The following is a 21286-nucleotide window of genomic DNA, read 5'->3' as shown; positions in this document are numbered from 1 at the left end:
CCAATGGCCAGGTCGAGCGCATGAACCGGACCCTCAAGGACGCGACCGTCAAGCGCTACCACTACGACAGCCACGACCAACTGCGGGAACACCTCGCCGCTTTCCTGGATGCCTACAACTTCGCCCGGCGGCTCAAGACCCTACGCGGCCTCACGCCATACGAAGCGACCTGCCGAGCCTGGGCAGACGACCCAGGCCGGTTCAGATACGACCCAACCCATCTCACCTCGGGACTGAACACCTAGTCGGCCCGGACCAGATCCCCCAGCAGGCTCGCCGCCACAGTGACCTTCGAGACCGTCAGGCTCGACGCGCCGATGGCATCCACCGCCTCGCGAATCCGGACGAGCGACGCACCGCGGGCCTTCGCCCAAGCCTCCACCGCCTCCGGGCCGGCGCCCAGGTCGGCCACCACCTCGGCGGTCAACTTGCGATGCGCCGCCGCAATACCGGCGACGGCGCGCTCCAGCGCGACGCGGTCGAACGTATCGGTCACCGGAACGGTCCGCGCTGCAGCGGCGAGGGCGTCGAGGTTGAAGGCGTGCTCCAGGGCGAAATGCGTGGCCGCCACGTCCTCGATCGGACGACCGCTGGCCTCGGCGACCCGGACGATGTCCGGGGCGGAGACGAGCGCGGACAGCGAGGCCAGACGCCGCGCCTGGGCAGCGGCCATGCCGAGGGCGGTGAGTTCCGCCGTGCGCTCCCCGATCGCCGCCAATGCCTCGTCGCCGAGGACCTTCGGCAACGCCGCCTCGACGGCAGCGACGCCGTCCCGGTAGCGGGCGACGACCGGGCCGAGACTGCCGCTCAGGTCGAGGTTGCGGATGAACCAGACGATGCGGTTCGTCAGCAGATCCTGCACCTCCGCATAGAGGCCGAGCTGCCCTTGGCCCGAGATGCGGCCTGCGAGCCCGTCGATGGCGAGGTTGAGCTCCATCAGCCCGAAGGCGTCGCGGGTCACCGCGTAGGCCTTGGCGATGGTCGCGCCGTCGGCGCCGGTGCCGTCGACGAGGCGAGTCACGAGGGATGGGCCGCCGCGGTTGACGATGATGTTGGCGAGCGCCGTGGCGATGATCTCGCGGCGGAGGCGGTGCGTTTTCACCGCGTCCGGGAATCGGTCCCGGAGGGCCTTCGGAAAGTAGCGCTGCAATTCCCGGTCGAAATAGGCGTCGTTCGGCACGGCGCTGTCGAGGATCGCGTCATGGAGCGACAGCTTCGCATAGGCGAGGAGGACCGCGTATTCCGGCCGTGTCAGGCCCTCGTTCCGGCGCATGCGCTCGGAGAGCGTCCCGTCGTCGGGCAGGAACTCCACCGCGCGGTCGAGGCGACCCTCGGCCTCCAGAGCCTGCATGGTCCGCATGGCGAAGCCGGTCTCGCCGAGGCCGCCGCGCTGGGCGAGTGAGAGGGCGAGAGTCTGCAACGCGTTGTTGCGGAGAACCAAGTGGCCCACCTCGTCGGTCATGGCGGCGAGGAGGGCGTTGCGTGCCTCGTAGCTCAGACGTCCGTCCCGCTCCGGCGTCATCAGGGCGATCTTGATGTTCACCTCGACGTCCGAGGTGTTCACGCCCGCCGAATTGTCGATGGCGTCGGTATTGAGCCGAACGCCTGCGCGCGCCGCCTCGATGCGACCGCGTTGCGTCAGGCCGAGGTTGGCACCCTCTCCGACCACCTTGGCGCGCAGCTCCGGCCCGGTGATGCGGACGGCGTCGTTGGCGCGGTCGCCGGCATCCTCGTCGGTCTCGGTGGTGGCGCGGACATAGGTGCCGATGCCGCCGAACCAGAGCAGGTCGGCGGGTGCCTTCAGGATCGCCTGCATGAGCTCGGTGGGCGTCGCCTCGTGGCGGTCGAAGCCCAGGGCGGCGCGGACCGGCCCGGAGAGCGGCACGGTCTTCAGGCTGCGGGAGAAGATGCCGCCGCCCTCCGAGATCAGCGACCGGTCGTAATCGGCCCACGAGGAACGGCCGAGATCGAACAACCGTCGCCGCTCGACGAAGCTCGCGGCCGCATCCGGGTTCGGATCGAGGAAGATGTCCCGATGGTCGAAGGCGGCGATCAGCCGGATGCTCTCCGATAGCAACATGCCGTTGCCGAAGACGTCGCCCGACATGTCGCCGACCCCGACCGTCGTGATCGGGTCCCGCTGCACGTCGACGTCGATCTCGCGGAAATGCCGCCGGACCGCCTCCCAGGCGCCGCGGGCGGTGATGCCCATGCCCTTGTGGTCGTAGCCCTGGCTGCCGCCCGACGCGAAGGCGTCGCCGAGCCAGTGGCCCTTCTCGAGGGACAGCGCGTTGGCGATGTCCGAGAAGGTGGCAGTACCCTTGTCGGCGGCGACCACGAGATAGGCGTCGTCCGGGTCGTGCCGCACCGTGTCGGGCGGCGGCACGATGGCGTCGTCGACGATGTTGTCAGTCAGTTCCAGAAGCGTGCGGATGAAGATCCGGTAGCTCTCGGTRCCCTCCTGCATCCAGGCGGCGCGGTCGGAGGCCGGCGGCAGGCGCTTGGGAAAGAAGCCGCCCTTGGCGCCCACCGGGACGATCACGGCGTTCTTGACCTGTTGGGCCTTCACGAGGCCCAGGATCTCGGTGCGGAAATCCTCTGGCCGGTCGGACCAGCGCAGGCCGCCGCGGGCGACGTAGCCGAAGCGCAGGTGGACGCCCTCGACCCGGGGCGAATACACGAAGATCTCGAAGAACGGCCGCGGCAGCGGCATCGCCGTCACCTTGGCGCAGGCGAACTTGAAGCTGATCGTCTCCCGCGGTTGCCCGTCCGCGCCGGTCTGAAAGAAATTCGTCCGCACTGCCGCTTCGACGAGATTGACGAACCGGCGCAGAATCCGGTCGTCGTCGAGGCTGATGACGTCGGCGAGCGCGGTCTCGATTCCGGCGCGGATCTCTGCCTCTCGGGCGGTCCGGTCCCCCGTCAGCGCCGGATCGAACCGGGCGCGGAACAGGGCGACGACGCTTCGGGCGATGCCGGCATGCCGGCTCAGCGTGCCGGCGAGGTAATCCTGCCCGTAGCGGATGCGCAGCTGGCGCAGATAGCGCCCGAGCGCCCGGAGCAGGGCCGCCTCCCGCCAGGGGAGGGCGGCCTCCAGGACGAGCCGATTGTAGCCGTCGGATTCGGCGACACCGTCCGCGATAGCCAGCATCGCGGATTCCAGCGGGCGCTCCAAGGCGTTCAGGTCGATCGGAGCGCCGGTTGCGCGTTCGATCAGCATGTCGTGCACCCAGATCCGGGCCGCCTCGTCCGCCCCCGCAGGCACGATCCGGTAGGTGCGCTCGTTGATGACGCGGAAGCCGAGATTCTCCAGCCCCGGAACCCGGTCCGACAAGCTGATGGCAGTGCCGCGGGAGAAGACCTTCAGGCGGACCTGAGCCGCCGCATCACTCTGCCGGCGCCCGAGATGGACGGCGCGCGGCTGGCTGTCGTCGAGGCGGTCGAGGATCGCTACGTCGGCGACGGCCATCTCGGGCTGGAATGCGTCCCGGTAGGCGGCCGAGAACGCGTCGCCGTAGCGGGTGGCGAGCTGGCGCGCCCGGTCGCCGCCCTGGGTCTCGGTCAGGGCAGCCCGCAGGGCGTCGCCCCAGGTGCGGACCAGGGCGGCGATGCCGGCTTCCAGGAGCGACGGGTCCTGCTCCGGGCTGCCCTGGTCGGGCAGGCCGATGATGTAGTGGATGCGGGCGAGGGGGCCGTCCGGATAATCGGGATAGGCGGCGCTCAGCCGTCCGCCATAGGTCTCTGCGAGGTAGGCGCCGATCCGGCCGCGCACCGTGGAATCGTAGCGGTCCTTGGGAACGTAGACGAGGAGCGAGACGAAGCGGCCGAACCGGTCCGGGCGCGAGAGCACGCGCACCCGCGGCCGGTCGGCCAGGGCGGCGATGGCCAGGGTAAACCGGTAGAGCCGCTCGATGCCGATCTGGAACAGTTCGTCGCGCGGATAGCTCTCCAGGACCGCGAGGAGGCTGCGGCCGGCATGGCTCGTCGGGTCCAGACCCGCGCGCTGGACGACGGCCTCGACCTTGCGGCGCAGAACCGGCACCTCGCGGGCGGGGCTTGTATACGCCGAGGCCGTGAACAGGCCGACGATCCGCACCTCACCCGAAAGCTTGCCGAGGCCGGAGAACAGCTTCACGCCAATATAGTCGAGGTAGGCCGATCGGTGGACCCGGGACTTCACGCTCGCCTTGGTGATGATCAGCGGCTGCGGCTCCTCCAGGAAGGCGAGGATCTCCGGCGTGTAGTCCACCGGGGTCCGTCCCCGGCGCAGGGGTGTGGCGCCGGGATCGCGCAGTACGCCGAGGCTCGACCCGTCGACCAGGGGATGGGCCTCGCCGTCGATGCCGTGCTGCTGCATGCCGAGGAGCAGAAACTGGCCGTCCTTCAGCCACCCGAGGAAGGCGCGTGCTTCCTCGGTCTCGCTCTCTGGCACCGGGGTAGGCGCCCGGCCGAGATCCTCGGCGAGGTCGGTGAGGCGCGCCAGCATGGCGTCGTGATCGTCGCTCGCCAGGGCGACGTCGCGATAGACCGCCGCGAGGGAGTCCAGCAACCGCGCGCCGACCTCGTCCGAGAGGCGGTCGAGATGGATGTGAATGAAGCTCTCGCGCGCCAGGCTGCCATGGGCATCCGCGGTCGTCTCACCGACCACGCGGATCAGCCCACCCCCGCCATCCCGTTCCACGCCCAGGATCGGATGGGCGACGAGGTGCGGGGAGAGGCCCTGCTCGGTGAGTTCGGCGAGGGTGGAGTCCAGCAGGAACGGCCGGTTGTCGTTGACGACCTCGAGGATCGTCACCTCGCGCGCCCGTCCGTCGCGGAACAGCTCGCCTTCGCCGAGGCGCATTCGGGCCGGGTCGCTGGGCCGGCGCGGTTCGGAGAGGAAGGCACGGGCGCGGGCGGCGAGGTCGGCCAGGATCGCGGCGTCGTAGGAGGCCAGATCCTCCGGGGTGACGCGCCCGAACAGGTCGCGGACGAAGCCGCCGGGTCCACCCTGGTCGGTCACGATGTCGGCGGCCGCCTCGATCAGCCCGGTGCGGGCCGTCTTCTGCTCCGAGGAGGACAACGCCGTCGCGGTTTCGAGTGTCATCGCGCTTCTCCCGAACCGGGTCACTCGCCCAACCGATAGCAGCGTGATCCGCCGTGTCGATGACACCCCCGACCGTTTGCCCGTCCGCGAGTATCGATCGGGGCGAAGCGTCAGGCGCACGCCCCGCTTGGGTTGCTCAGGCCGAGAAACGTGCATATACACGCATCGTGCCCGACGATCCTGCCGTTCCCGCTCCCGAAGAGCCCTGCACCTGCTCCGCGCTGCGCCGGGCGACGCGCGCCGTGACGACGGCCTATGATTCGGCCCTGCGCCCGACGGGCCTGCGGGTGACGCAGTTCGCGATCCTGCGCCTTCTGGAGCGGCTGGGTCCGACGCCCGTGACGCGGCTCGCCGCCGAGGCTGCGCTCGAGCGCACCACGATGGCGCGCAACCTCGATCCGCTGGAGCGGCGCGGCCTCGTCCGGATCGCCGCCGACGCCGACGATGCCCGCACGCGCATGGTCATCCTGACCGACGCCGGCCGCGGTGCCATGGCCACCGCGATGCCCTACTGGCGGGACGCGCAGACCCGCATCAACGCCCAAGTCGAGCCCGGGGCCGTGGCGGCCCTGGCGAACGCCCTGATTTCCGCCACCTGAGCATCGCCTCAGGCCCGCCCGCCGCCGGAGACCGTTCATGCCCGCCATCACCGAGACGCGCCCCGGGGCGCGCCTGCATTATGCCTGGGTCATCGCGGCCGTCACGTTCCTGGTGCTCCTCGTGGGGGCCGGCGTTCGCGCGACCCCGAGCGTGCTGATCGTACCCTGGGAGCGGGAATTCGGCTGGACCGCGGCCACGATCGGCGTCGGCATCGCCCTCAACATCTTCCTGTACGGCATGATCGGACCCTTCGCGGTGGCGATCATCGAGCGGTTCGGCCTCCGGCGCTCCGTCTGCGCGGCGCTCCTGATCCTGGCGATCGGCACCGCCGCCACGAGCCTGATGACAGCGCCGTGGCAGATGGTGCTGCTCTGGGGCATCGTCGTCGGCTCCGGCTCCGGCATGGTCGCCAACGTCCTCGGGGCGACCGTAGCGGGGCGCTGGTTCGCCAAGCGCCGCGGGCTCGTCCTCGGCCTGTTGACCGCGAGCAGCGCCACCGGTCAGCTCGTCTTCCTGCCGATGCTGGCCTCCCTGGCGGTCGGGCAGGGATGGCGCTCGGTCTCCCTCGTGGTGGCGGCGGCGACCCTCGCGTTGATCCCGTTGGCCGCCCTGCTGTTGCGCGACCGCCCGGCCGATATCGGTCTGCCGCGTTATGGCGAGGATGCGGTCACGCCGACGCCGGTCCTGACCGAGAACCCCGCCGTGCGGGCGCTGCGCGGCCTGCGCATCGGCCTGCGCTCCCGCGACTTCTGGCTGCTCGCCGGCACCTTCTTCATCTGCGGCGCCTCCACCAACGGACTGATCGGGACGCACCTGATCCCGGCCTGCATCGACCACGGCATCGCCGAGGTGACCGCCGCGGGCCTGCTCGCGCTGATGGGCATCTGCGACCTGATCGGCACCACCGCGTCGGGGTGGCTGACGGACCGGTTCGACTCGCGCAAGCTCCTCGCGTGGTATTACGGCCTGCGCGGGCTCTCGCTGATCTTCCTGCCCTATTCGTTCGACTACAGCTTCTACGGCCTGTCGCTGTTCGCGGTGTTCTACGGGCTCGACTGGATCGCCACGGTGCCGCCCACCGTCCAGCTCGCCGGAAAAACCTTCGGCGAGGAGAACGCCGCGCTGATGTTCGGCTGGATCGCGGCCGCCCACCAGATCGGTGCGGCCTCGGCGGCGTGGCTCGCCGGCATGGTCCGGACCGACACCGGAACCTATCTCGGCGCCTTCGTCTCGGCCGGCCTGCTCTGCCTCGTGGCGGCACTCATGGCGGCCTTCGTGGGCCGCAACCCCGCCGAGCCCGCCCTGCGCCCGCTGCCGGCCTGAACTGCGCGCGGCGGGCGCGGTCGTCACACGTGTGCCGCGAAGGACGAGCCCTCATCTGCCCGTCCCCGCGCATCCCGAGAGCCCGCCTTGACCATCGCGATCCGGCCCGAGCCGCCGGTCCAGAACGTTCCCGCCCCACGGCCCTGGTCGGGTCCGGGCTTCGTCGAGTTCGTCGCCATCATCGCCCTGATGATGGCGGTGACGGCGATCTCCATCGACAACCTGCTGCCGGCCTTCCCGGCGATCGAGGCGCGATTCGCCGTGGCCGATCCGAACCGGCTGCAGCTCCTCGTCTACGTCTACATGATCGGCTTCGGCTTCGCGCAGATCGTCTACGGACCGGTCTCCGACGCCCTTGGACGGCGCCCGGTCCTGCTCGCCAGCCTCGCCATCTACGTTGTCGGCTGCGGCCTTGCCATGGTGGCGCCGAGCTTCGGCTGGCTGCTGGCCGCGCGGATCATCCAGGGCATGGGCGCCGCCGGCGGGCGCGTGCTCTCGGTGGCGATCGTGCGCGACCGCTTCGCCGGCCGCGAGATGGCGAGCGTCATGTCGCTCACCATGATGGTGTTCCTGATCGTTCCGATGATCGCGCCGGCGATCGGCGGCCTGATGCTGGCGCTGGGCTCCTGGGTCTACGTCTTCGTCTCGATGCTGGTCCTGGCCTTCTGGCTGGCCCTCTGGTTCTCCCTGCGGATGCCCGAGACGCTGCACCCGGAATACCGCCGGCCGCTCTCGCCCGCCGCGACCTGGGAGGCGATCCGCCTGACCCTCCGGACCCGCGTCGCCGTCGGCTACGCCACGGCGCTCGGCCTGATGACCGGCTGCATCATGGGCTATGTGGGCTCGGCCCAGCAGGTATTCGACACCGGCCTCTACCACCTCGGCCCGCTCTTCTCCCTGGCCTTCGGGCTGGTAGCGGGCGCGATGGGCGCGGCGACGCTGATCAACGCCCGGGTGGTCCGCCGGCTCGGGATGCGGGCGCTGTCGCACAGCGGCGTCATCGCGTTCACGCTGGTCGGGTTGGTGCAGGTCGGGGCCGGGCTTGCCTATCACGGCCATCCGCCCCTCGCCCTGTTCCTGGCGATCCTGGCGATGAACCAGTTCCTGATCAGCTTCGCGATGCCGAACTTCAACGCGCTGGCGCTGGAGCCCCTCGGCGCCATCGCCGGCACGGCCTCGTCGTTCCTCGGGTTCTACACGACGATCCTGGGCGCGTTCTGCGGCTTCCTGATCGGCCAAGCCTTCGACGGCACCGTGCTGCCCGTGGCGATCGGCTATGCGAGCCTCGGCGCGATGGCGCTCCTCGTCGTGGCCTGGACGGAGCGTGGCCGGCTGTTCCGGGGCGGCGTCGGCGGCTGAGCGCGGCGGCTTAACGCGGTCTTCAGCGAGACCCCTCAAGCTCGGGTCTTCATCCCAGCCGACCGGACCCGCCCATGATCGCCCGCGCCCAGGACGGAACCCTCTTCGCTGCGCGTCTTCTGCTCGCCGCCGCGCTCCTGCCCACCGGGATCGCCCGGGCGCTCAACGTTTCGGGCTTCGCCCTCACCCTGGCCGGCAACGGCATGCCGTTCCCCAACAGCGTCGCAACCGCGGCGGTGGTGGTTCAGGTATTCGGCCCGCTGGCGCTGATCCTCGGCGTGCTGCCGCGGCTGACCGGGCTGGCTCTGGCCGCCTTCGCCGCCGTGACGGCCTTCGTGCTGCACCCGTTCTGGCACTATGTCGGCCCGGCTGCGGTCGCCGAGCGTACGCTGATGCTGGCCGATCTCGGCCTGGCCGGCGGATTTCTCATGTATGCCTTGGCCGGTCCGGGCGCCCTGAGCTGGCAGGGCTGGCGCGCCGGCACGATGGGGGCGGCCCCCGCTGCCAAGCCGATCGCCGCGAAGGGCTCGGGCAAGGGCGCCGCGCGGGGCGGAAGCAAGCGGCCCGCCGGACGGGCGCCCGCCCGCGCGGCCGCCTGATCAGCCGTGCCGCGGCCTCATTTCGGCGGCCGGCGGCGAGGCCTTGACCATCGCGCGGCCGGAGATCTCCGACCCGGCATCCAGCGACAGGCGGCGGAAGGCCAGGACGGAAGCCGCCGAGATCACCGCCACCGCGAAGAAGGCCGGTCCGAAATCGCCGGCCGCGATCTGCGTCCGTCCGTGCCATCCGGCCGTTCCCTCCAGGGCCAGAGCCCCGAGCGTCACGCCGAGGCTCAGCGACAGCTGCTGGCAGACGCTGGCGAAGCTCGTGGCCGCGCTCATCTCGCGGGATTCGAGATCGGCATACGCAATGGCGTTGACGCAGGTGAACTGGATCGAGCGCGAGCAGCCGCCGACGAACAGCAGGGCCACCATGATCCAGTGCGGGGTCTCCCCGGTGTAGAAGCCATTCACCGCCAGGAAGGCCGAGGCGAGCAACGCATTCCAGACCATCAACGTCCGGAACCCGGTGCGGCGCAGGATCTTGGGCGCCAGCGTCTTCACGAACATCGCCCCGGCCGCCGCCGCGAAGGTGATGAGCCCGGAATGCAGGGCATCCAGGCCGAAGCCGACCTGCAGCATCAGCGGCAGCAGGAATGGGATCGCTCCGGTACCGATCCGGAACAGGCTGCCGCCGATCACGGCGACCCTGAAGGTCGGCCGCTCCATCAGGTCGAGCCGCACGATCGGGTGGGCGGCCCGGCGGGCATGCGCCCAATAGAGCGGCAGGAGGAAAGCGCCCGCGGCGAGGCAGCCCCAGGACACAGCAGCCGGCAGCAGGTGGCGGCCCAGGGAGGCGAGGCCGAGCATCAGCGCCGCCAACCCGGTGCCGAGCAGCACGAATCCGACGAGGTCGAGGGGCGGCCGCTCCGGCTCGCGCACGTCCTCGAAGTACAGGCTGGCCAGCACGATCCCCGCGCATCCGATCGGCAGGTTGATGAAGAAGATCCACCGCCAGTCGAACCACGTCGTGATCAGTCCGCCAACAGGCGGACCCATCACCGGGCCGACGAGGGCCGGGAAGGTCAGGTAGGCGAGCGCGGTCACGAGCTGCGACTTCGGCACGCTGCGCAGCACCACGAGACGCCCGACCGGCACCATCATGGCGCCGCCCATGCCCTGGAGGAACCGCGCGGCGACGAACCATGCGAGGCCGTTGGCGGCCGCGCAGGCCAGCGAGCCGGCCATGAACACCACCAGGGCGGCGCGGAACACCGTGCGCGAGCCGTAGCGGTCGGCCATCCAGCCGCTGACCGGGATGAAGATCGCGAGGCTGACCAGATAGGAGGTCAGCGCAAGCTTCAGCGCGATCGGGTCCTCGTTCAGGCTGGCCGCGATGCTCGGCAGCGCCGTGGCGATCACCGTCGAGTCGGTGTTCTCCATGAACAGAGCGGTGGCGACCGTCAGGGGGACGATCCAGAACGGTCTTTGCTGAGTTGCGGCCATCGGACAGCAGACGCGTGTCGCGCCGGGGCGGTTGCACGGCGGCGTGGCCACCTCGCACCCTCGTGTTTCGCGCATGTATCCATCCTGCAACAGAGGTTGAGCGCCGACGCGAAGCCACCTTTTTTACGGGTGCTCCCATGGCTACGTTTCCCTCACGCGCCCGTGAGGTCGCCCAAGCCGGCCAGGGGCCGGCCCACGAGGAACCCGATGCACCCCAGCCCCAGCAAGGTCCGCTCCCTGCCGCGGATCGCCGCCGGTGTCGCCCTTCTCTCGATGGTGGCCGCCTGCGGCACCGTCCTGCTAAACGATCGCGGATCCCTGACGCGCTATGACCGCTTGAAGTCCAGCGACCAGGTCGCTTCGGCCTCGCGGATCTACGTGGACCGGCCGGCCCTCGCCAAAGCGCAGACGGTCCGCATCATTCCGACCGCCTTCCACGCCGATGTGGCGGGAGCCGCGCCGCTGACCCAGGCCGAGCGGCGCCTCATCGCCAACGCCGCCGACCGGGCGCTGTGCTACGATCTGTCGCTGAAATACGACATCGTGACGAGCCGCGATGCCGACCTGACCGTGCGGGCGCAGGTCACCCGCGTCGACCCCACGGACCTCCTCGGCGCCGGCGCCACCATCGCGGGTTCGGCCGGCGTGACGGTCGCCTCGCAGCTGGGCCTGAGCGTCGCCGAGGGCGTCGGCCGCGTTCCGATCCCGCGCGTGCCGATCGGGCTCGGGAGCCTCACGGTGGAGGCCGAGGCGCTGGACCGGCGGCGCGAGCAGCGGGCCGCCATGGTCTGGGGCGGGGCGGCCAATTCCTTCACCAGCCAGCCGCGCTTCTCCAAGGCCAGCGACGCCTACGATCTCGCGGGCGAGTTCGGGCAGGATTTCGGCTACATGGTGGCGACCGGCGACGACCCGTTCACCGCCCCCAACACGCTCCCGACCTGGGACCGCATCCGCATCACCACCCTCGGCGAGGCCCCGCTCGACCCCGATTGCGAGGCCTTCGGCCGGGCGCCGGGCATCGACGGCATGCTGGGCGACTATATCGGCCTGCCGCCCGAATACACCGACAAGGGTCCCCGCGCGCCGGCGATGCGGTAGGGCTGCGGCTGGGCCGCGACGCGACAAGGCAGGGAGCCGCGGCCGTGGACAAGCCGCGAGCCATGCGCGTTTTCGCGTTGCGACGCATCACGGGTGCATTGGCGCCGTCGTAGAGCCCGTGATACTGGCACTTGCCAACCCGATCCCGCAGCGCGCTCCCCCCGCGCGCCGCCGTCCGAGGAAAGTTGGCACATGGCCCGAGTAGAAACCGCATCGATCATCGAGGGCCTCACCTTCGACGATGTGCTCCTGCGGCCCGCCGCCTCCTCGGTGATGCCCACCGAAGTGAACGTCGCCTCCCGGCTGACCCGCACGATCCCCCTGAACCTGCCGATCGTGGCCTCGGCCATGGACACGGTGACCGAGGCCCCGATGGCCATCGCCATGGCGGCCAACGGCGGTATGGGCGTCATCCACCGCAACCTCGAGCCGCCGGAGCAGGCCGAGCAGGTCCGCCTCGTCAAGAAGTACGAGTCCGGCATGGTGATGAACCCGATCACCATCCACCCGGACGAGACGCTGGCCGACGCCTTCGAGGTGATGAAGCGCAACCGGATCTCCGGGATCCCGGTGGTGGAGCGCGGCCCCAACGGCTCCCGCGGCAAGCTCGTCGGCATCCTGACCAACCGCGACGTGCGCTTCGCCACCAACTCCGCCCAGCCGGTCGCCGAGCTGATGACCCGCGACCGCCTGATCACGGTCCGCGAGGGCGTGACCCAGGACGAGGCCAAGCGGCTGCTCCACCAGTTCCGGATCGAGAAGCTGCTCGTGGTCGACGACCATTACCGCTGCATCGGCCTGATCACCGTCAAGGACATCGAGAAGCGCGTCGCCTACCCGAACGCCGTCAAGGACGAGCAGGGTCGCCTGCGCGTCGCCGCCGCCACGACGACGGGTGACAGCGGCTTCGAGCGGGCCGAGCGCCTGATCGATGCCGGCTGCGACGTGATCGTGGTCGACACGGCCCACGGCCACTCCATCAAGGTGCTCGACGCGGTCGCCCGCGTGAAGCAGCTCTCGAACGCCGTGCAGGTCATCGCCGGCAACGTCGCGACCCGGGACGGTGCGCGGGCGTTGATCGATGCCGGTGCCGACGCCATCAAGGTCGGCATCGGCCCGGGCTCGATCTGCACGACCCGCATCGTGGCGGGCGTCGGCGTGCCGCAGCTGACCGCGCTGATGGAGGCCGTCGAGGCCGCCGGGGAGGCCGGCATCCCGGTCATCGCCGACGGCGGCATCAAGTATTCCGGCGATCTCGCCAAGGCGATCGCGGCGGGCGCCTCGGTGGCGATGCTCGGCTCGCTCCTCGCCGGCACCGACGAGGCCCCCGGTGATGTGTTCCTCTACCAGGGCCGCTCGTACAAGTCGTACCGCGGTATGGGCTCGGTGGGCGCCATGGCCCGCGGCTCGGCTGACCGCTACTTCCAGGCTGAGGTGAACGACACCCACAAGCTCGTGCCGGAGGGCATCGAGGGTCAGGTGCCGTACAAGGGTCCGGTGGGCAACGTCCTGCACCAGCTCGCCGGCGGTCTGCGCGCCGCCATGGGCTACGTCGGCGGCGCCACGATCCCCGAGTTCCAAGAGCGGGCGCAGTTCATCCGCATCACCAATGCCGGCCTGCGCGAGAGTCACGTGCACGACGTGACGATCACCCGCGAGAGCCCGAACTATCCCTCGCGAACCTGAGGAAGCTCATGCGCACGCTGATCGTCGGGGCCGGCGCGACCGGTGGCTATTACGGGGCGCGCCTCGCCGAGGCCGGCGCCGATGTCACGTTCTTGGTCCGGCCGGCCCGCGCGGCCAAGCTGGCCGCGGCGGGATTGAACGTCAGAAGCCCCCTCGGCGACCTGCATCTGCCCGATCCGCCCACCGTGACGGCCGACCGTCTGGCCGGGGCGGGGCGGTTCGACCTGATCATTCTGTCCTGCAAGGCCTACGACCTCGACAGCGCCATCGCCGATCTGGCGCCAGCGGTGGACGAGGGCACTGCGATCCTGCCGGTGCTGAACGGGATGTCGCATCTCGACGCCCTCGACGCCCGGTTCGGGGCCGAGCGCGTGCTCGGCGGAGCCTGCGCGATCGCCGCAACGCTCGCGCCGGACGGCGCCATCCGCCACATGAGCGAGCTGTGCAGCATCACCTATGGCGAGCGCGACGGTTCACGCTCCGCCCGGATCGAGGCGGTCGACGACTTGATGCGCGGCCTCAAGTTCCAGCCGCGGCTGAGCGACGTGATTCTGCAGGAGATGTGGGAGAAGTGGGTGTTCCTCGCGACCCTCGCCGGGGCGACCACGCTGATGCGGGCTGCGGTCGGCGACATCGTGGCGGCGCCCGGCGGGACCGCGCTCGTCGCGGCACTTCATGCCGAATGCACCGCCGTGGCCGCCGCGAGCGGGTTCGAGCCGCGGCCGGTCGTGGCCGAGCGGGCGCGGGCACAATTGACGGCCGCGGGCTCCACCTTCACGGCCTCGATGCTGCGTGACATCGAGAACAAGGGCCGGATCGAGGCCGATCACGTGATCGGCGACCTGATCGCCCGGGGCGAGCGGCTTGCGCCCGAGACGACCTTCCCGGTCCTGACCGCGGTCTATGCCGGGCTGAAGGCCTACGAGGCCCGGCGGGCGCGGGAGACGGCCTGAACCGTCCCCCCGCGCCGACGTCTCAGTAGCGGGCGGGCGGCGGCGGCGGGGGCGGGTTGCCGTATTCGAGCTGCGTCTTGGCATCGACCGGCCGGCGGGGCGGCGGGGAGAAGTCAGGCTGGGCTGCGGGAGCACTGGCGCAGGCGGCGAGCGAGGCCGCGACGAGGGCCGCGAGGGCGACGCGAACGGTTGACGTCATGAACTGAGGTACTCCCGGGATGCGACCGGCGACGGACCGCTCTGGTCCGGAACGGGCGGATGCCATACGACACGCGACGGCCCGCATTGCGGACCATCCGCGTGACGGTCTGCGCCGCGAACGTGCAGGAAGCTCGGCCGTATCGTGGCGGCATCGTGGGCCAAGCGTGGCCGTTTCACGTCGTCGTTGACGCTTTCCGAAAGGATCCGACCGCTGACCCCCGCCGCTCGCTGCTCCGCCGCCATCGAAGTCTTGACCGATATCGCCGTGCATCGCCGGCCCGCCGCCGACGCCCTGAAGGATTGGGGTCTCGCCCATCGCTTCGCCGGGTCCGGTGACCGGGCAGGCATCGCCAGCCTCGTGTACGACGCCCTGCGGCGGCGGGCCTCGGCGGCCTGGATCATGGGCTCGGACACGCCGCGCGCCATCCTGATCGGCGCGTTGCGCCTCCAACAGGGGCTCGCGGCCGGCTCGGTGGCCGCGCTGTTCTCGGGCGAGCGCTTCGCACCGGAACCGCTCAGCGACGACGAGCGCGCGCGCCTCGAAGGCGGCACGCTGGAGGATGCCCCGCCCGAAGTCGCCGGGGACGCGCCCGCCTTCGTGCTTGCTGACCTCGCCGCGACGCTCGGCGACGACCTCGTTCCGGAACTGAAGGCGCTCGCCCGACGGGCGCCCCTCGATATCCGGGTCAACGCCCTGCGCGGCAGCCGCGACGCGGTGATGCCGGCGCTCGCCGCCTTCGACGCCGCCCCGACGCCCCACGCCCCCTTCGGCCTGCGCATCCCGATCGGCGCCGACGGACGCGGGCCGGCGCTCCATGTCGAGTCCGAGTTCCTGGAGGGCTGGTACGAGATCCAGGACGAGGGCTCGCAGCTCGCCGCGCTCCTAGCGGCGCCGCGCGCCGGGGAGACCATCGTCGACCTCTGCGCCGGTGGCGGCGGCAAGACCCTGGCCCTCGCAGCCGAGACCGGAAATCAGGCCCGCCTGATCGCTACCGACGGCGACCCGCGTCGCCTCGCGCCGATCCACGAACGCCTGCGCCGCTCCGGCGCCGAGGCCGAGGTGCGGACTCCGCGCAGCGGCAAGGCACGGGCCGACGTGCTGGAGGATCTCGACGGCAAGGTCGATCGGGTGGTGGTCGACGCGCCGTGCACGGGGTCCGGAACCTGGCGACGCAATCCCGACGCGAAATGGCGGCTGCGGCCCGGGAGTCTCGCGCTCCGCACGGCCGAGCAGGTCCAGGTCCTCGATCGGGCGGCCAAGCTGGTGAAACCCGGGGGCCGGATCGTCTACATCACCTGCTCGCTCCTGTCCGCGGAGAACGACGCGGCCGTGGCCGGATTGCTCTCGCGCTGGCGGGGCCGGTTCGACGTGGTCGCCCCGCAGGACGTGCTCGCGGCGGGACCGGATTCCCTCCGCACGGCGGTGCGCACCACCGTCCATGGGGTGCAGATGAGCCCGCTCCGCACCGGTACCGACGGGTTCTACGTGTCCGTCATCGCGCGACGCGGCTGAGGCTCACCGCCGAGACGGAACCCGCATCGCCACCCGCGGCGTTGGACCGGCGCTCCCGTGGGAGCCGGGACGGGCCGCAGGCGGTTCCGAGATCAGCTCCAGTCCGGGAGATGCCGTTGCGCCTCGACCGCCGCTTCCTGCTTGCCGGTCTCGGCACCGCTATCGGGCTTCGCAGGGCTCAGGCGGAGATCGATGTGCCCACGGCACCGGCTCCGGCCCCGCACGAGGCGGTCCACGCTCTGCCGCGCTCCCTGCCCGGTGCGGAGCTGCAGGTCATCGACCTCTGGCCGGACGAGCCGCCCGGCGGCGGCACCGGGCCGGCCGCGGACGGCTATCGGTACGTCGAGGGCATGTTCGGCGATGTCACCCGGGTTGCGCGGCCCTGTCTCCTGGTCATGCGGCCGGCCAATCCCAACGGTGCAGCGATGATCGTCGCCGCCGGGGCGGGTATGAGTTCATCGCCCTCGGCAACGAGGGCGTCCCCGTCGGCCGTGTGCTGAACGCGGCCGGCGTCACGGTCTTCCTGCTGGTCTACCGTCTGCCCGCCGAGGGCTGGGGCTCCGGGCCGGATGCTCCCCGGCAGGACGCGCAGCGTGCCCTGAGGCTGATTCGGTCGCGCGGTCCGGAATTCGGCATCGATCCCCTTCGCGTCGGCGTCCTCGGCTTCTCGGCCGGCGGCCATCTAATGGGTGAGACCGCGGTCGGCAGCGCCCGCGATCTCTACGCGGCCGTCGATGCCGCCGACGCCCAGCCCATCCGGCCGGGGCTCGCCGGGCTGATCTACCCGGTCATCACCATGTGCAAGCCGTTCGACCGGACCCACACGCGCCGCATCCTGGTGGGCGACGAGGTGACGCCCGACGAGATGAAGACCTATTCGGTCGATCTCCAGGTCGGGCCGGAGACGCCACCCACGTTTCTGGTCCAGGCGATCGACGATCCCGTCGCCGTAGCGGATCATCCGTTGCTGATGTTCTCGGCCCTGCGCAAGGCGCATGTCCCGGCCGAGCTGCATCTGTTCGAGCGCGGCGGTCACGGTTTCGGCCTCGGCGCGCCCGGAACGCCCGCGGCGGCCTGGCCCGGTCTGTTCCTGGCCTGGATCCGCCTGCACGGCTTCCTGCGGTCCTGACCGCTCAGCCTTCGCGGGTCTGCAGGCGGTGCAGTTTGGCCACCTTCGGCCGGCTGGTGCGGAACTGGCCGCGCTCCACCGCCACGAAGACCACGATGGCGATCGCGACGGTCGAGAGCCACCATATCGCGGTGAGCCCGACGCTGAGGCAGGCCACCGTGAAGGTGGCGGCGAAACAGCCCATCGCACCCGGAACCAGCGCCGGTCCGTCCCGCCCGGCCCGGCGGACCGAGGCGTAGAGCGCGAAGGCGGCAGCGAGCGCTCCGACGATGCCGAGTTCGTACCAGAATTCGAACAGCGCAGTGGTCGGCGCATTCACCGGTAGCAGCCCGACGAGGCGGCCTCGCAGGGCCGTCTCGAAACCGTGACCGGTGATGAGCCGCACCGGGTCGGCGGTCACCACCTTCTGCCAGCTCTTCAGCGACAGCACTGCCGGCGCGAGGGGTCCCAGGATGGCGGCGCCTACAGGCCGCGCGAGAAAGGGCAGCAGCGGCGCGACAGCGAGTAGGCCGGCCGACAGGGTGGCGGTGAGCATCACGCCGAGGCGCGTGCGGTAGCTCGTCACCGCGAAGGCGAGGGCGCCGACGGACAGCGCGGCGATCTGGGTTCCGTCGGGCTGGACCGTGAGGGCGAGGGCGACCAGAAGGGCGAGCCCGAGGGCTTCGCGGTCGCGGCGCCGGGACCGGAGCCACGCGAGCGCCGGCCAGAGCAGCAGGATCAGGAGCACCAGGCCGCGATCCAGCGCGCCGTCATCCGCGGTCCCGGAGGACGCCATGTGGGCACCGAACAGCCCGAGCATGATCGCCACGATGGCCCCCGCCACGACACCGAGGGGCAGCAGGTAGAGATTCGCCGAGCGCATTCGATCGGGAAGGGCGAGATAGCCGAGAAGCGCCAGCCCAATCGTGGCGCCCAGGTTGGCCAACCGCTCCAGGGCCGGGCCCAGGAACGGCGTCCAGGTCAGCGACAGGGCCGACCACAGCACCACCAGCATGCTGGCCAGGAAGGCCGGCGATGTGAGCAGCCGCTGGGTTGCCGGGCGAACCGGACGCTGGCGACGATCGATGACGCTGGCGATGATCAGCAGGATGACGGCGATCGGGGCGAGTATCACGGAGGCGCGGCGGGCGACCTGCGCCAGAACCGGCAGCACCACGAACAGGCCGAAGAAGCCGATGCGCCGCAGGAGCGCGGCGGCGTCGAGCGCCGGATCGATGGTGGTTGAGTTCGACGCGCGCGGCATCTTGCGCTTTCTCCCGGACCGGGACGGCCCGATCCCTGCTCGATACGCAAGGCTCGCGCAAGCCGCTGTAGACGTTGCGCCACACTCCCGGCCGCGTTGAACTGGTCTCAGGCCACGGTGGCGGTCTCGCGGGGCCGCCGGCGCACGGCCCGCCGGCCGACATCCGATGCGACCCGCCACCCGCCCCAGGCCACGAAGAACCCGATCAGACCCGCGGCGAGTCCATCGGCGCTGGTGGGAACGGCCGGGCTGAATTCGCGATAGGCGGCCTCCGCGACGGGCAGATCGGGATCGTGTAGCATGGCGACGACTCGCCCCAGGGGGCTCGTCGCCGTCGCCAGAGCCTCCTGCTGGGCATTCAGCCGGGCGAGGCGCGCGATATCGGCTCGGGCGGCCTCGCCGCGGCGGGCCACCAGCTGGTCTGGATTTGTGCGCAGCCGATCGACAGCGCCGTCACGGGTGGTCCCCGACGCCTCGGCGTCCGATTGCAGCACCGCCACTTGGCGGCGCAGTTCGTCCGCGGCGCCGCCGAGCCGCTGGGCATATTGCTGGGCGAATTCGGGGGCCTGGGCGGCGACCACGCCGCCGAGCAGGCCGAGCGCGAGACCGAAGGTGCGGAACACGCGGAACATGTCAGGCCTCCGGTATGGGAATCGACCACCGACAAAGAGCACGCGGCCGGACGGGGTTCCAGCCAGGCTCGACGGGGCTCAGCCCGGCAGGGTCAGCAGGCCGGCCTTGCCGTCGGTGCAGCCGAACAGCAGCCGGCCGCCGCGACCATCCCAGGCGAGCGCCGTCACGCCGCTGCCCTGAACGGCCGGACGAACGAGCAATTCCGCCGCGTCGTTGAAGCGGACGAGCAGGATGCAGCCGTCCTCGTAGCCCATGGCCAGCACCGGCGCCTTCGGGTGGAAAGCCACGCGTGAGACCCGGGCCGGGCGGACGCCGCATTCCCGCGGCGCCTTCCCGGTCGGCCCTTCCTTCGTGTCGAACGGCCACACGATGGCCGCCTCGGCGCCGCTGGTGGCGAGCCAGTGCCCGTCTGAGGACCACGACATCGAGCGGACCTTGCCGGGATACCCCGACATCCGCATGTGGCCGCGATCGGGCTGCAGGCGCCAGCCGTGCAGGGAATTCTCCTGCATGGTCGAGACCACGAAACGCCCGTCCGGTGACCACGTCACGTCGATATGCGAACCCTTCCAGCTGACGACCTCGGCGGGCGTTTCCAGGTTCGGGTACCAAAGGCTGACGCCGTTGTAGTGAGCGACGCCGAGCCGGTAACCCTTGGGTGCGAAGACGAGGCCCCGGGCGGTCGAGGGCGCCTCGAACGCCTTCTCGCGGCCCTTGGCATCCCGCGCCACGACGGTGCGGCCCGCCGACCACGCCACGGCCCCATCCGGGTGGATCGCGAGGGCATCGATCCAGGCGCCGCCCTTCGCGAGGCCCAGCTGCGCCACGCTTCCGTCGGCGCGGATGGCGACGACACGGCCATCGTCACCGCCGGCGAGCAGGTGATCGCCGCCGCCGGCCGCGACGAGGATGCCGCCGTCCGGATGGGCCGTGATCCGGGTCAGGGCCGGCTCATGGGCGAGGACGACGGTCCCGTCGCTGAGGGCCAGCACCGGGACGTCCTTCAGGAAGTGCGCTGCCACGACGTGGGCGCCGGGCTCCAGGGCGGCGACGTGGCTGGTGAGGGACGGATTGCTGACGGGGCTGTTCATGTCGGGGGAACCTTCGCGGCGGGCTGACCCGCGCGCAAGACCAGAAAGGCTGTAAATAGCGCCAGGCCGCCGGAGATCGCGGCGGGTACGATCAGCGCGTACAGGGCGACGCGCTGATAGGCATGCGCGCCCAGAAAGGCACCGACCAGCAGCGACACCCAAACCAGGCCGTCGCCGATCCAGCCCAGGGGGGCCCCGGTGCGGGTCAGCGCCTGCGCGATCTTCTGCCCGAGGCTGAACAGGGCACCGGTCACGAACGTGGTGCCGGCCCTGAACCCCCTCACCTGGGCCAGAACAGCGTTCTGGGAACCCATCGCCACCGCGACGAAGAAGGCCGCAAGGCCGAGTTCGGGCGATTCGAGGCCGAGGCCCATCCCGCCCAGGATCAGCAAGGATTCGTAGCCGAGCACCGCGGGCGTCGTCCATGGACTCGGCACGAGGATCGCCAGGCCGCTGCCGAGAACCGACCCGGTGAGGAAGGCGAAGAGCAGGATCGCCGGAAGGATCATGCGGTGCGGATCGGCCTCGGCGCCGAAGACGGCCAGCTGCGTGGTGTTGCCGCTCATGAACGACGTGTAGAGGCCACCGAGGCGGACGAAGCCGAGGGCATCGACATATCCGGCGAGGCCGGTGAGGAGGAGCCCGACGCCGAGCTGCCAGCGGCGGTTCATGCTTCGGCCCCCGCGCCGGATCGCGGTAACCCTCTGTTAACCATTCGGGCGACTTCGTTCAGGGCAGCCGGGCCGCGGTTAACGCACCGCTCACCAAACCCGAGCAATTCGATGCAATCACGGTGAACGCCGCGTCGGGAGGGGCCGTTGCCCCTACGATCCGGTCCGGGGCCGTCGGGCCCCCGCCGGGTGAGTGGGAGTTGCGTCATGGTTCCGTTCGCCGCCGCTTTCGTCTGCCCGTCCATCCCCGTCCCGGACCAGGCCTTGGCCACGATCCTCGTGGTCGAGGATGAGCCTACCGTGTGCGAGCTGGCTGCCGAGGCGCTGCTCGGCGAAGGCTATCGGGTGCTCACCGCGGCCGATGCCTGGGAGGCCGAGACGATCCTGGTCCGGGAGAGCGTCGATCTGCTCTTCACCGATATCGATCTGGCCCGCAACACGGACGGCCTGTCCCTGGCGCGTCGGGCGCGCCGGCTCTGTCCCGAACTCCCGGTGGTTTACACCTCCGGCGGTCGGGCCTGTCTTCCGGCGTGCGAGGCCGTTCCGGGCTCGGTGTTCGTGCCGAAGCCCTATCGCCCGAGCCAGCTCGTGTCCCTCGCGCAGGATGTCCTGCGCGCCACCCTCCTGCACGCCGTCTGAACCGGAACTCCGAGGA

17 protein-coding genes and 1 pseudogene are annotated in these 21286 nt (G+C 70.8%); 11 read left to right on the top strand and 7 right to left on the bottom strand.

Annotated elements, in window-relative coordinates; genetic code table 11:
- Positions 1-245: integrase core domain-containing protein (locus tag ACXJKQ_RS07255; protein WP_457105084.1), on the top strand; the 245-nt coding region annotated here is incomplete at its 5' end.
- Here ACXJKQ_RS07255 and ACXJKQ_RS07250 read toward each other — a convergent pair.
- Positions 242-5086, bottom strand: a complete 4845-nt coding sequence (locus ACXJKQ_RS07250; protein WP_457105083.1) for an NAD-glutamate dehydrogenase — start codon at positions 5084-5086, stop codon at positions 242-244. The two genes, ACXJKQ_RS07255 and ACXJKQ_RS07250, sit on opposite strands and share 4 nt — an antisense overlap.
- Positions 5087-5328: 242 nt before the next feature.
- Between ACXJKQ_RS07250 and ACXJKQ_RS07245 the strand changes: the two genes are divergently transcribed.
- From ACXJKQ_RS07245 to ACXJKQ_RS07230, 4 genes are all read left to right on the top strand, one after another.
- Positions 5329-5685 (top strand): MarR family winged helix-turn-helix transcriptional regulator, encoded by a 357-nt coding sequence (locus ACXJKQ_RS07245; protein ID WP_457105082.1) that lies wholly within the window; start codon positions 5329-5331, stop codon positions 5683-5685.
- Positions 5686-5722: 37 nt separating this feature from the next.
- A complete protein-coding gene (locus ACXJKQ_RS07240; RefSeq protein WP_457105081.1) occupies positions 5723-7009 on the top strand; it encodes an MFS transporter in 1287 nt (428 codons plus the stop codon).
- A 192-nt stretch (positions 7010-7201) separates the two neighbouring features.
- Complete coding sequence (locus ACXJKQ_RS07235; RefSeq protein ID WP_457105093.1) at positions 7202-8368, top strand: multidrug effflux MFS transporter; 1167 nt, start codon at positions 7202-7204, stop codon at positions 8366-8368.
- Positions 8369-8442: 74 nt separating this feature from the next.
- The gene (locus tag ACXJKQ_RS07230) at positions 8443-8967 is read left to right on the top strand and encodes a DoxX family membrane protein (RefSeq protein WP_457105080.1); all 525 of its coding nucleotides are present in this window, start codon (positions 8443-8445) and stop codon (positions 8965-8967) included.
- Here ACXJKQ_RS07230 and ACXJKQ_RS07225 read toward each other — a convergent pair whose 3' ends face one another.
- A complete protein-coding gene (locus ACXJKQ_RS07225; RefSeq protein ID WP_457105079.1) occupies positions 8968-10413 on the bottom strand; it encodes an MFS transporter in 1446 nt (481 codons plus the stop codon). It lies immediately after the preceding gene.
- Between the two features lie 207 nt (positions 10414-10620).
- On the opposite strand from ACXJKQ_RS07225, the gene ACXJKQ_RS07220 reads away from it, so the two are divergent.
- The 3 genes from ACXJKQ_RS07220 to panE all read left to right on the top strand — a co-directional run bounded on the left by ACXJKQ_RS07220 (position 10621) and on the right by panE (position 14150).
- The gene (locus ACXJKQ_RS07220) at positions 10621-11511 is read left to right on the top strand and encodes a DUF3313 domain-containing protein (RefSeq protein ID WP_457105078.1); all 891 of its coding nucleotides are present in this window, start codon (positions 10621-10623) and stop codon (positions 11509-11511) included.
- Positions 11512-11703: 192 nt separating this feature from the next.
- Positions 11704-13197 carry an IMP dehydrogenase gene (gene guaB, locus ACXJKQ_RS07215; RefSeq protein ID WP_457105077.1) on the top strand — a complete coding sequence of 498 codons (1494 nt, stop codon included), beginning with the start codon at positions 11704-11706 and terminating at the stop codon, positions 13195-13197.
- 8 nt (positions 13198-13205) lie between these two features.
- Positions 13206-14150 carry a 2-dehydropantoate 2-reductase gene (panE, locus tag ACXJKQ_RS07210; RefSeq protein WP_457105076.1) on the top strand — a complete coding sequence of 315 codons (945 nt, stop codon included), beginning with the start codon at positions 13206-13208 and terminating at the stop codon, positions 14148-14150.
- A gap of 22 nt (positions 14151-14172) precedes the next feature.
- Here the strand turns inward: panE and ACXJKQ_RS07205 are convergent, their stop codons facing one another.
- A complete protein-coding gene (locus ACXJKQ_RS07205; protein WP_457105075.1) occupies positions 14173-14349 on the bottom strand; it encodes a hypothetical protein in 177 nt (58 codons plus the stop codon).
- Positions 14350-14562: 213 nt separating this feature from the next.
- Here ACXJKQ_RS07205 and ACXJKQ_RS07200 point away from each other — a divergent pair, with 213 nt between their 5' ends.
- Together ACXJKQ_RS07200 and ACXJKQ_RS07195 are read left to right on the top strand one after the other, a co-directional pair.
- Positions 14563-15864, top strand: coding sequence for an RsmB/NOP family class I SAM-dependent RNA methyltransferase (locus tag ACXJKQ_RS07200; RefSeq protein WP_457105092.1), 1302 nt, complete (start codon positions 14563-14565; stop codon positions 15862-15864).
- A 116-nt stretch (positions 15865-15980) separates the two neighbouring features.
- Positions 15981-16993 (top strand): annotated as a pseudogene (locus ACXJKQ_RS07195) (alpha/beta hydrolase).
- 4 nt (positions 16994-16997) lie between these two features.
- Here the strand turns inward: ACXJKQ_RS07195 and ACXJKQ_RS07190 are convergent.
- The 4 genes from ACXJKQ_RS07190 to ACXJKQ_RS07175 all read right to left on the bottom strand — a co-directional run bounded on the left by ACXJKQ_RS07190 (position 16998) and on the right by ACXJKQ_RS07175 (position 20631).
- Positions 16998-18236 (bottom strand): peptide ABC transporter permease, encoded by a 1239-nt coding sequence (locus ACXJKQ_RS07190; protein ID WP_457105074.1) that lies wholly within the window; start codon positions 18234-18236, stop codon positions 16998-17000.
- Between the two features lie 107 nt (positions 18237-18343).
- Positions 18344-18868: a DUF2937 family protein gene (locus tag ACXJKQ_RS07185; protein WP_457105073.1), complete on the bottom strand. Its 525-nt coding sequence runs from the start codon at positions 18866-18868 to the stop codon at positions 18344-18346.
- Between the two features lie 78 nt (positions 18869-18946).
- On the bottom strand, positions 18947-19960 hold the full coding sequence (locus ACXJKQ_RS07180; protein ID WP_457105072.1) for a WD40 repeat domain-containing protein: 1014 nt from the start codon (positions 19958-19960) through the stop codon (positions 18947-18949).
- Positions 19957-20631 carry a YoaK family protein gene (locus ACXJKQ_RS07175; RefSeq protein WP_457105071.1) on the bottom strand — a complete coding sequence of 225 codons (675 nt, stop codon included), beginning with the start codon at positions 20629-20631 and terminating at the stop codon, positions 19957-19959. Before ACXJKQ_RS07175 ends, ACXJKQ_RS07180 begins: the two co-directional genes overlap by 4 nt.
- Positions 20632-20838: 207 nt before the next feature.
- Here ACXJKQ_RS07175 and ACXJKQ_RS07170 point away from each other — a divergent pair, with 207 nt between their 5' ends.
- Positions 20839-21270 carry a response regulator gene (locus tag ACXJKQ_RS07170; protein ID WP_457105070.1) on the top strand — a complete coding sequence of 144 codons (432 nt, stop codon included), beginning with the start codon at positions 20839-20841 and terminating at the stop codon, positions 21268-21270.
- Positions 21271-21286: the final 16 nt, after the last annotated feature.

Source organism: Methylobacterium sp. P5_C11 (assembly GCF_054049775.1).
The sequence above is the reverse complement of the archived record's forward strand: the minus strand, read 5'-3'. Positions and strand labels throughout refer to the sequence as shown.

Coding starts and splice junctions, on each gene's coding strand:
- ACXJKQ_RS07225 (WP_457105079.1), bottom strand. CDS start 10,413: ATGGCCGCAACTCAGCAAAGACCGTTCTGGATCGTCCCCCTGACGGTC.
- ACXJKQ_RS07190 (WP_457105074.1), bottom strand. CDS start 18,236: ATGCCGCGCGCGTCGAACTCAACCACCATCGATCCGGCGCTCGACGCC.
- ACXJKQ_RS07170 (WP_457105070.1), top strand. CDS start 20,839: ATGGTTCCGTTCGCCGCCGCTTTCGTCTGCCCGTCCATCCCCGTCCCG.
- ACXJKQ_RS07220 (WP_457105078.1), top strand. CDS start 10,621: ATGCACCCCAGCCCCAGCAAGGTCCGCTCCCTGCCGCGGATCGCCGCC.
- ACXJKQ_RS07205 (WP_457105075.1), bottom strand. CDS start 14,349: ATGACGTCAACCGTTCGCGTCGCCCTCGCGGCCCTCGTCGCGGCCTCG.
- ACXJKQ_RS07235 (WP_457105093.1), top strand. CDS start 7,202: ATGGCGGTGACGGCGATCTCCATCGACAACCTGCTGCCGGCCTTCCCG.
- ACXJKQ_RS07230 (WP_457105080.1), top strand. CDS start 8,443: ATGATCGCCCGCGCCCAGGACGGAACCCTCTTCGCTGCGCGTCTTCTG.
- ACXJKQ_RS07185 (WP_457105073.1), bottom strand. CDS start 18,868: ATGTTCCGCGTGTTCCGCACCTTCGGTCTCGCGCTCGGCCTGCTCGGC.
- ACXJKQ_RS07180 (WP_457105072.1), bottom strand. CDS start 19,960: ATGAACAGCCCCGTCAGCAATCCGTCCCTCACCAGCCACGTCGCCGCC.
- panE (WP_457105076.1), top strand. CDS start 13,206: ATGCGCACGCTGATCGTCGGGGCCGGCGCGACCGGTGGCTATTACGGG.
- ACXJKQ_RS07240 (WP_457105081.1), top strand. CDS start 5,723: ATGCCCGCCATCACCGAGACGCGCCCCGGGGCGCGCCTGCATTATGCC.
- ACXJKQ_RS07175 (WP_457105071.1), bottom strand. CDS start 20,631: ATGAACCGCCGCTGGCAGCTCGGCGTCGGGCTCCTCCTCACCGGCCTC.
- guaB (WP_457105077.1), top strand. CDS start 11,704: ATGGCCCGAGTAGAAACCGCATCGATCATCGAGGGCCTCACCTTCGAC.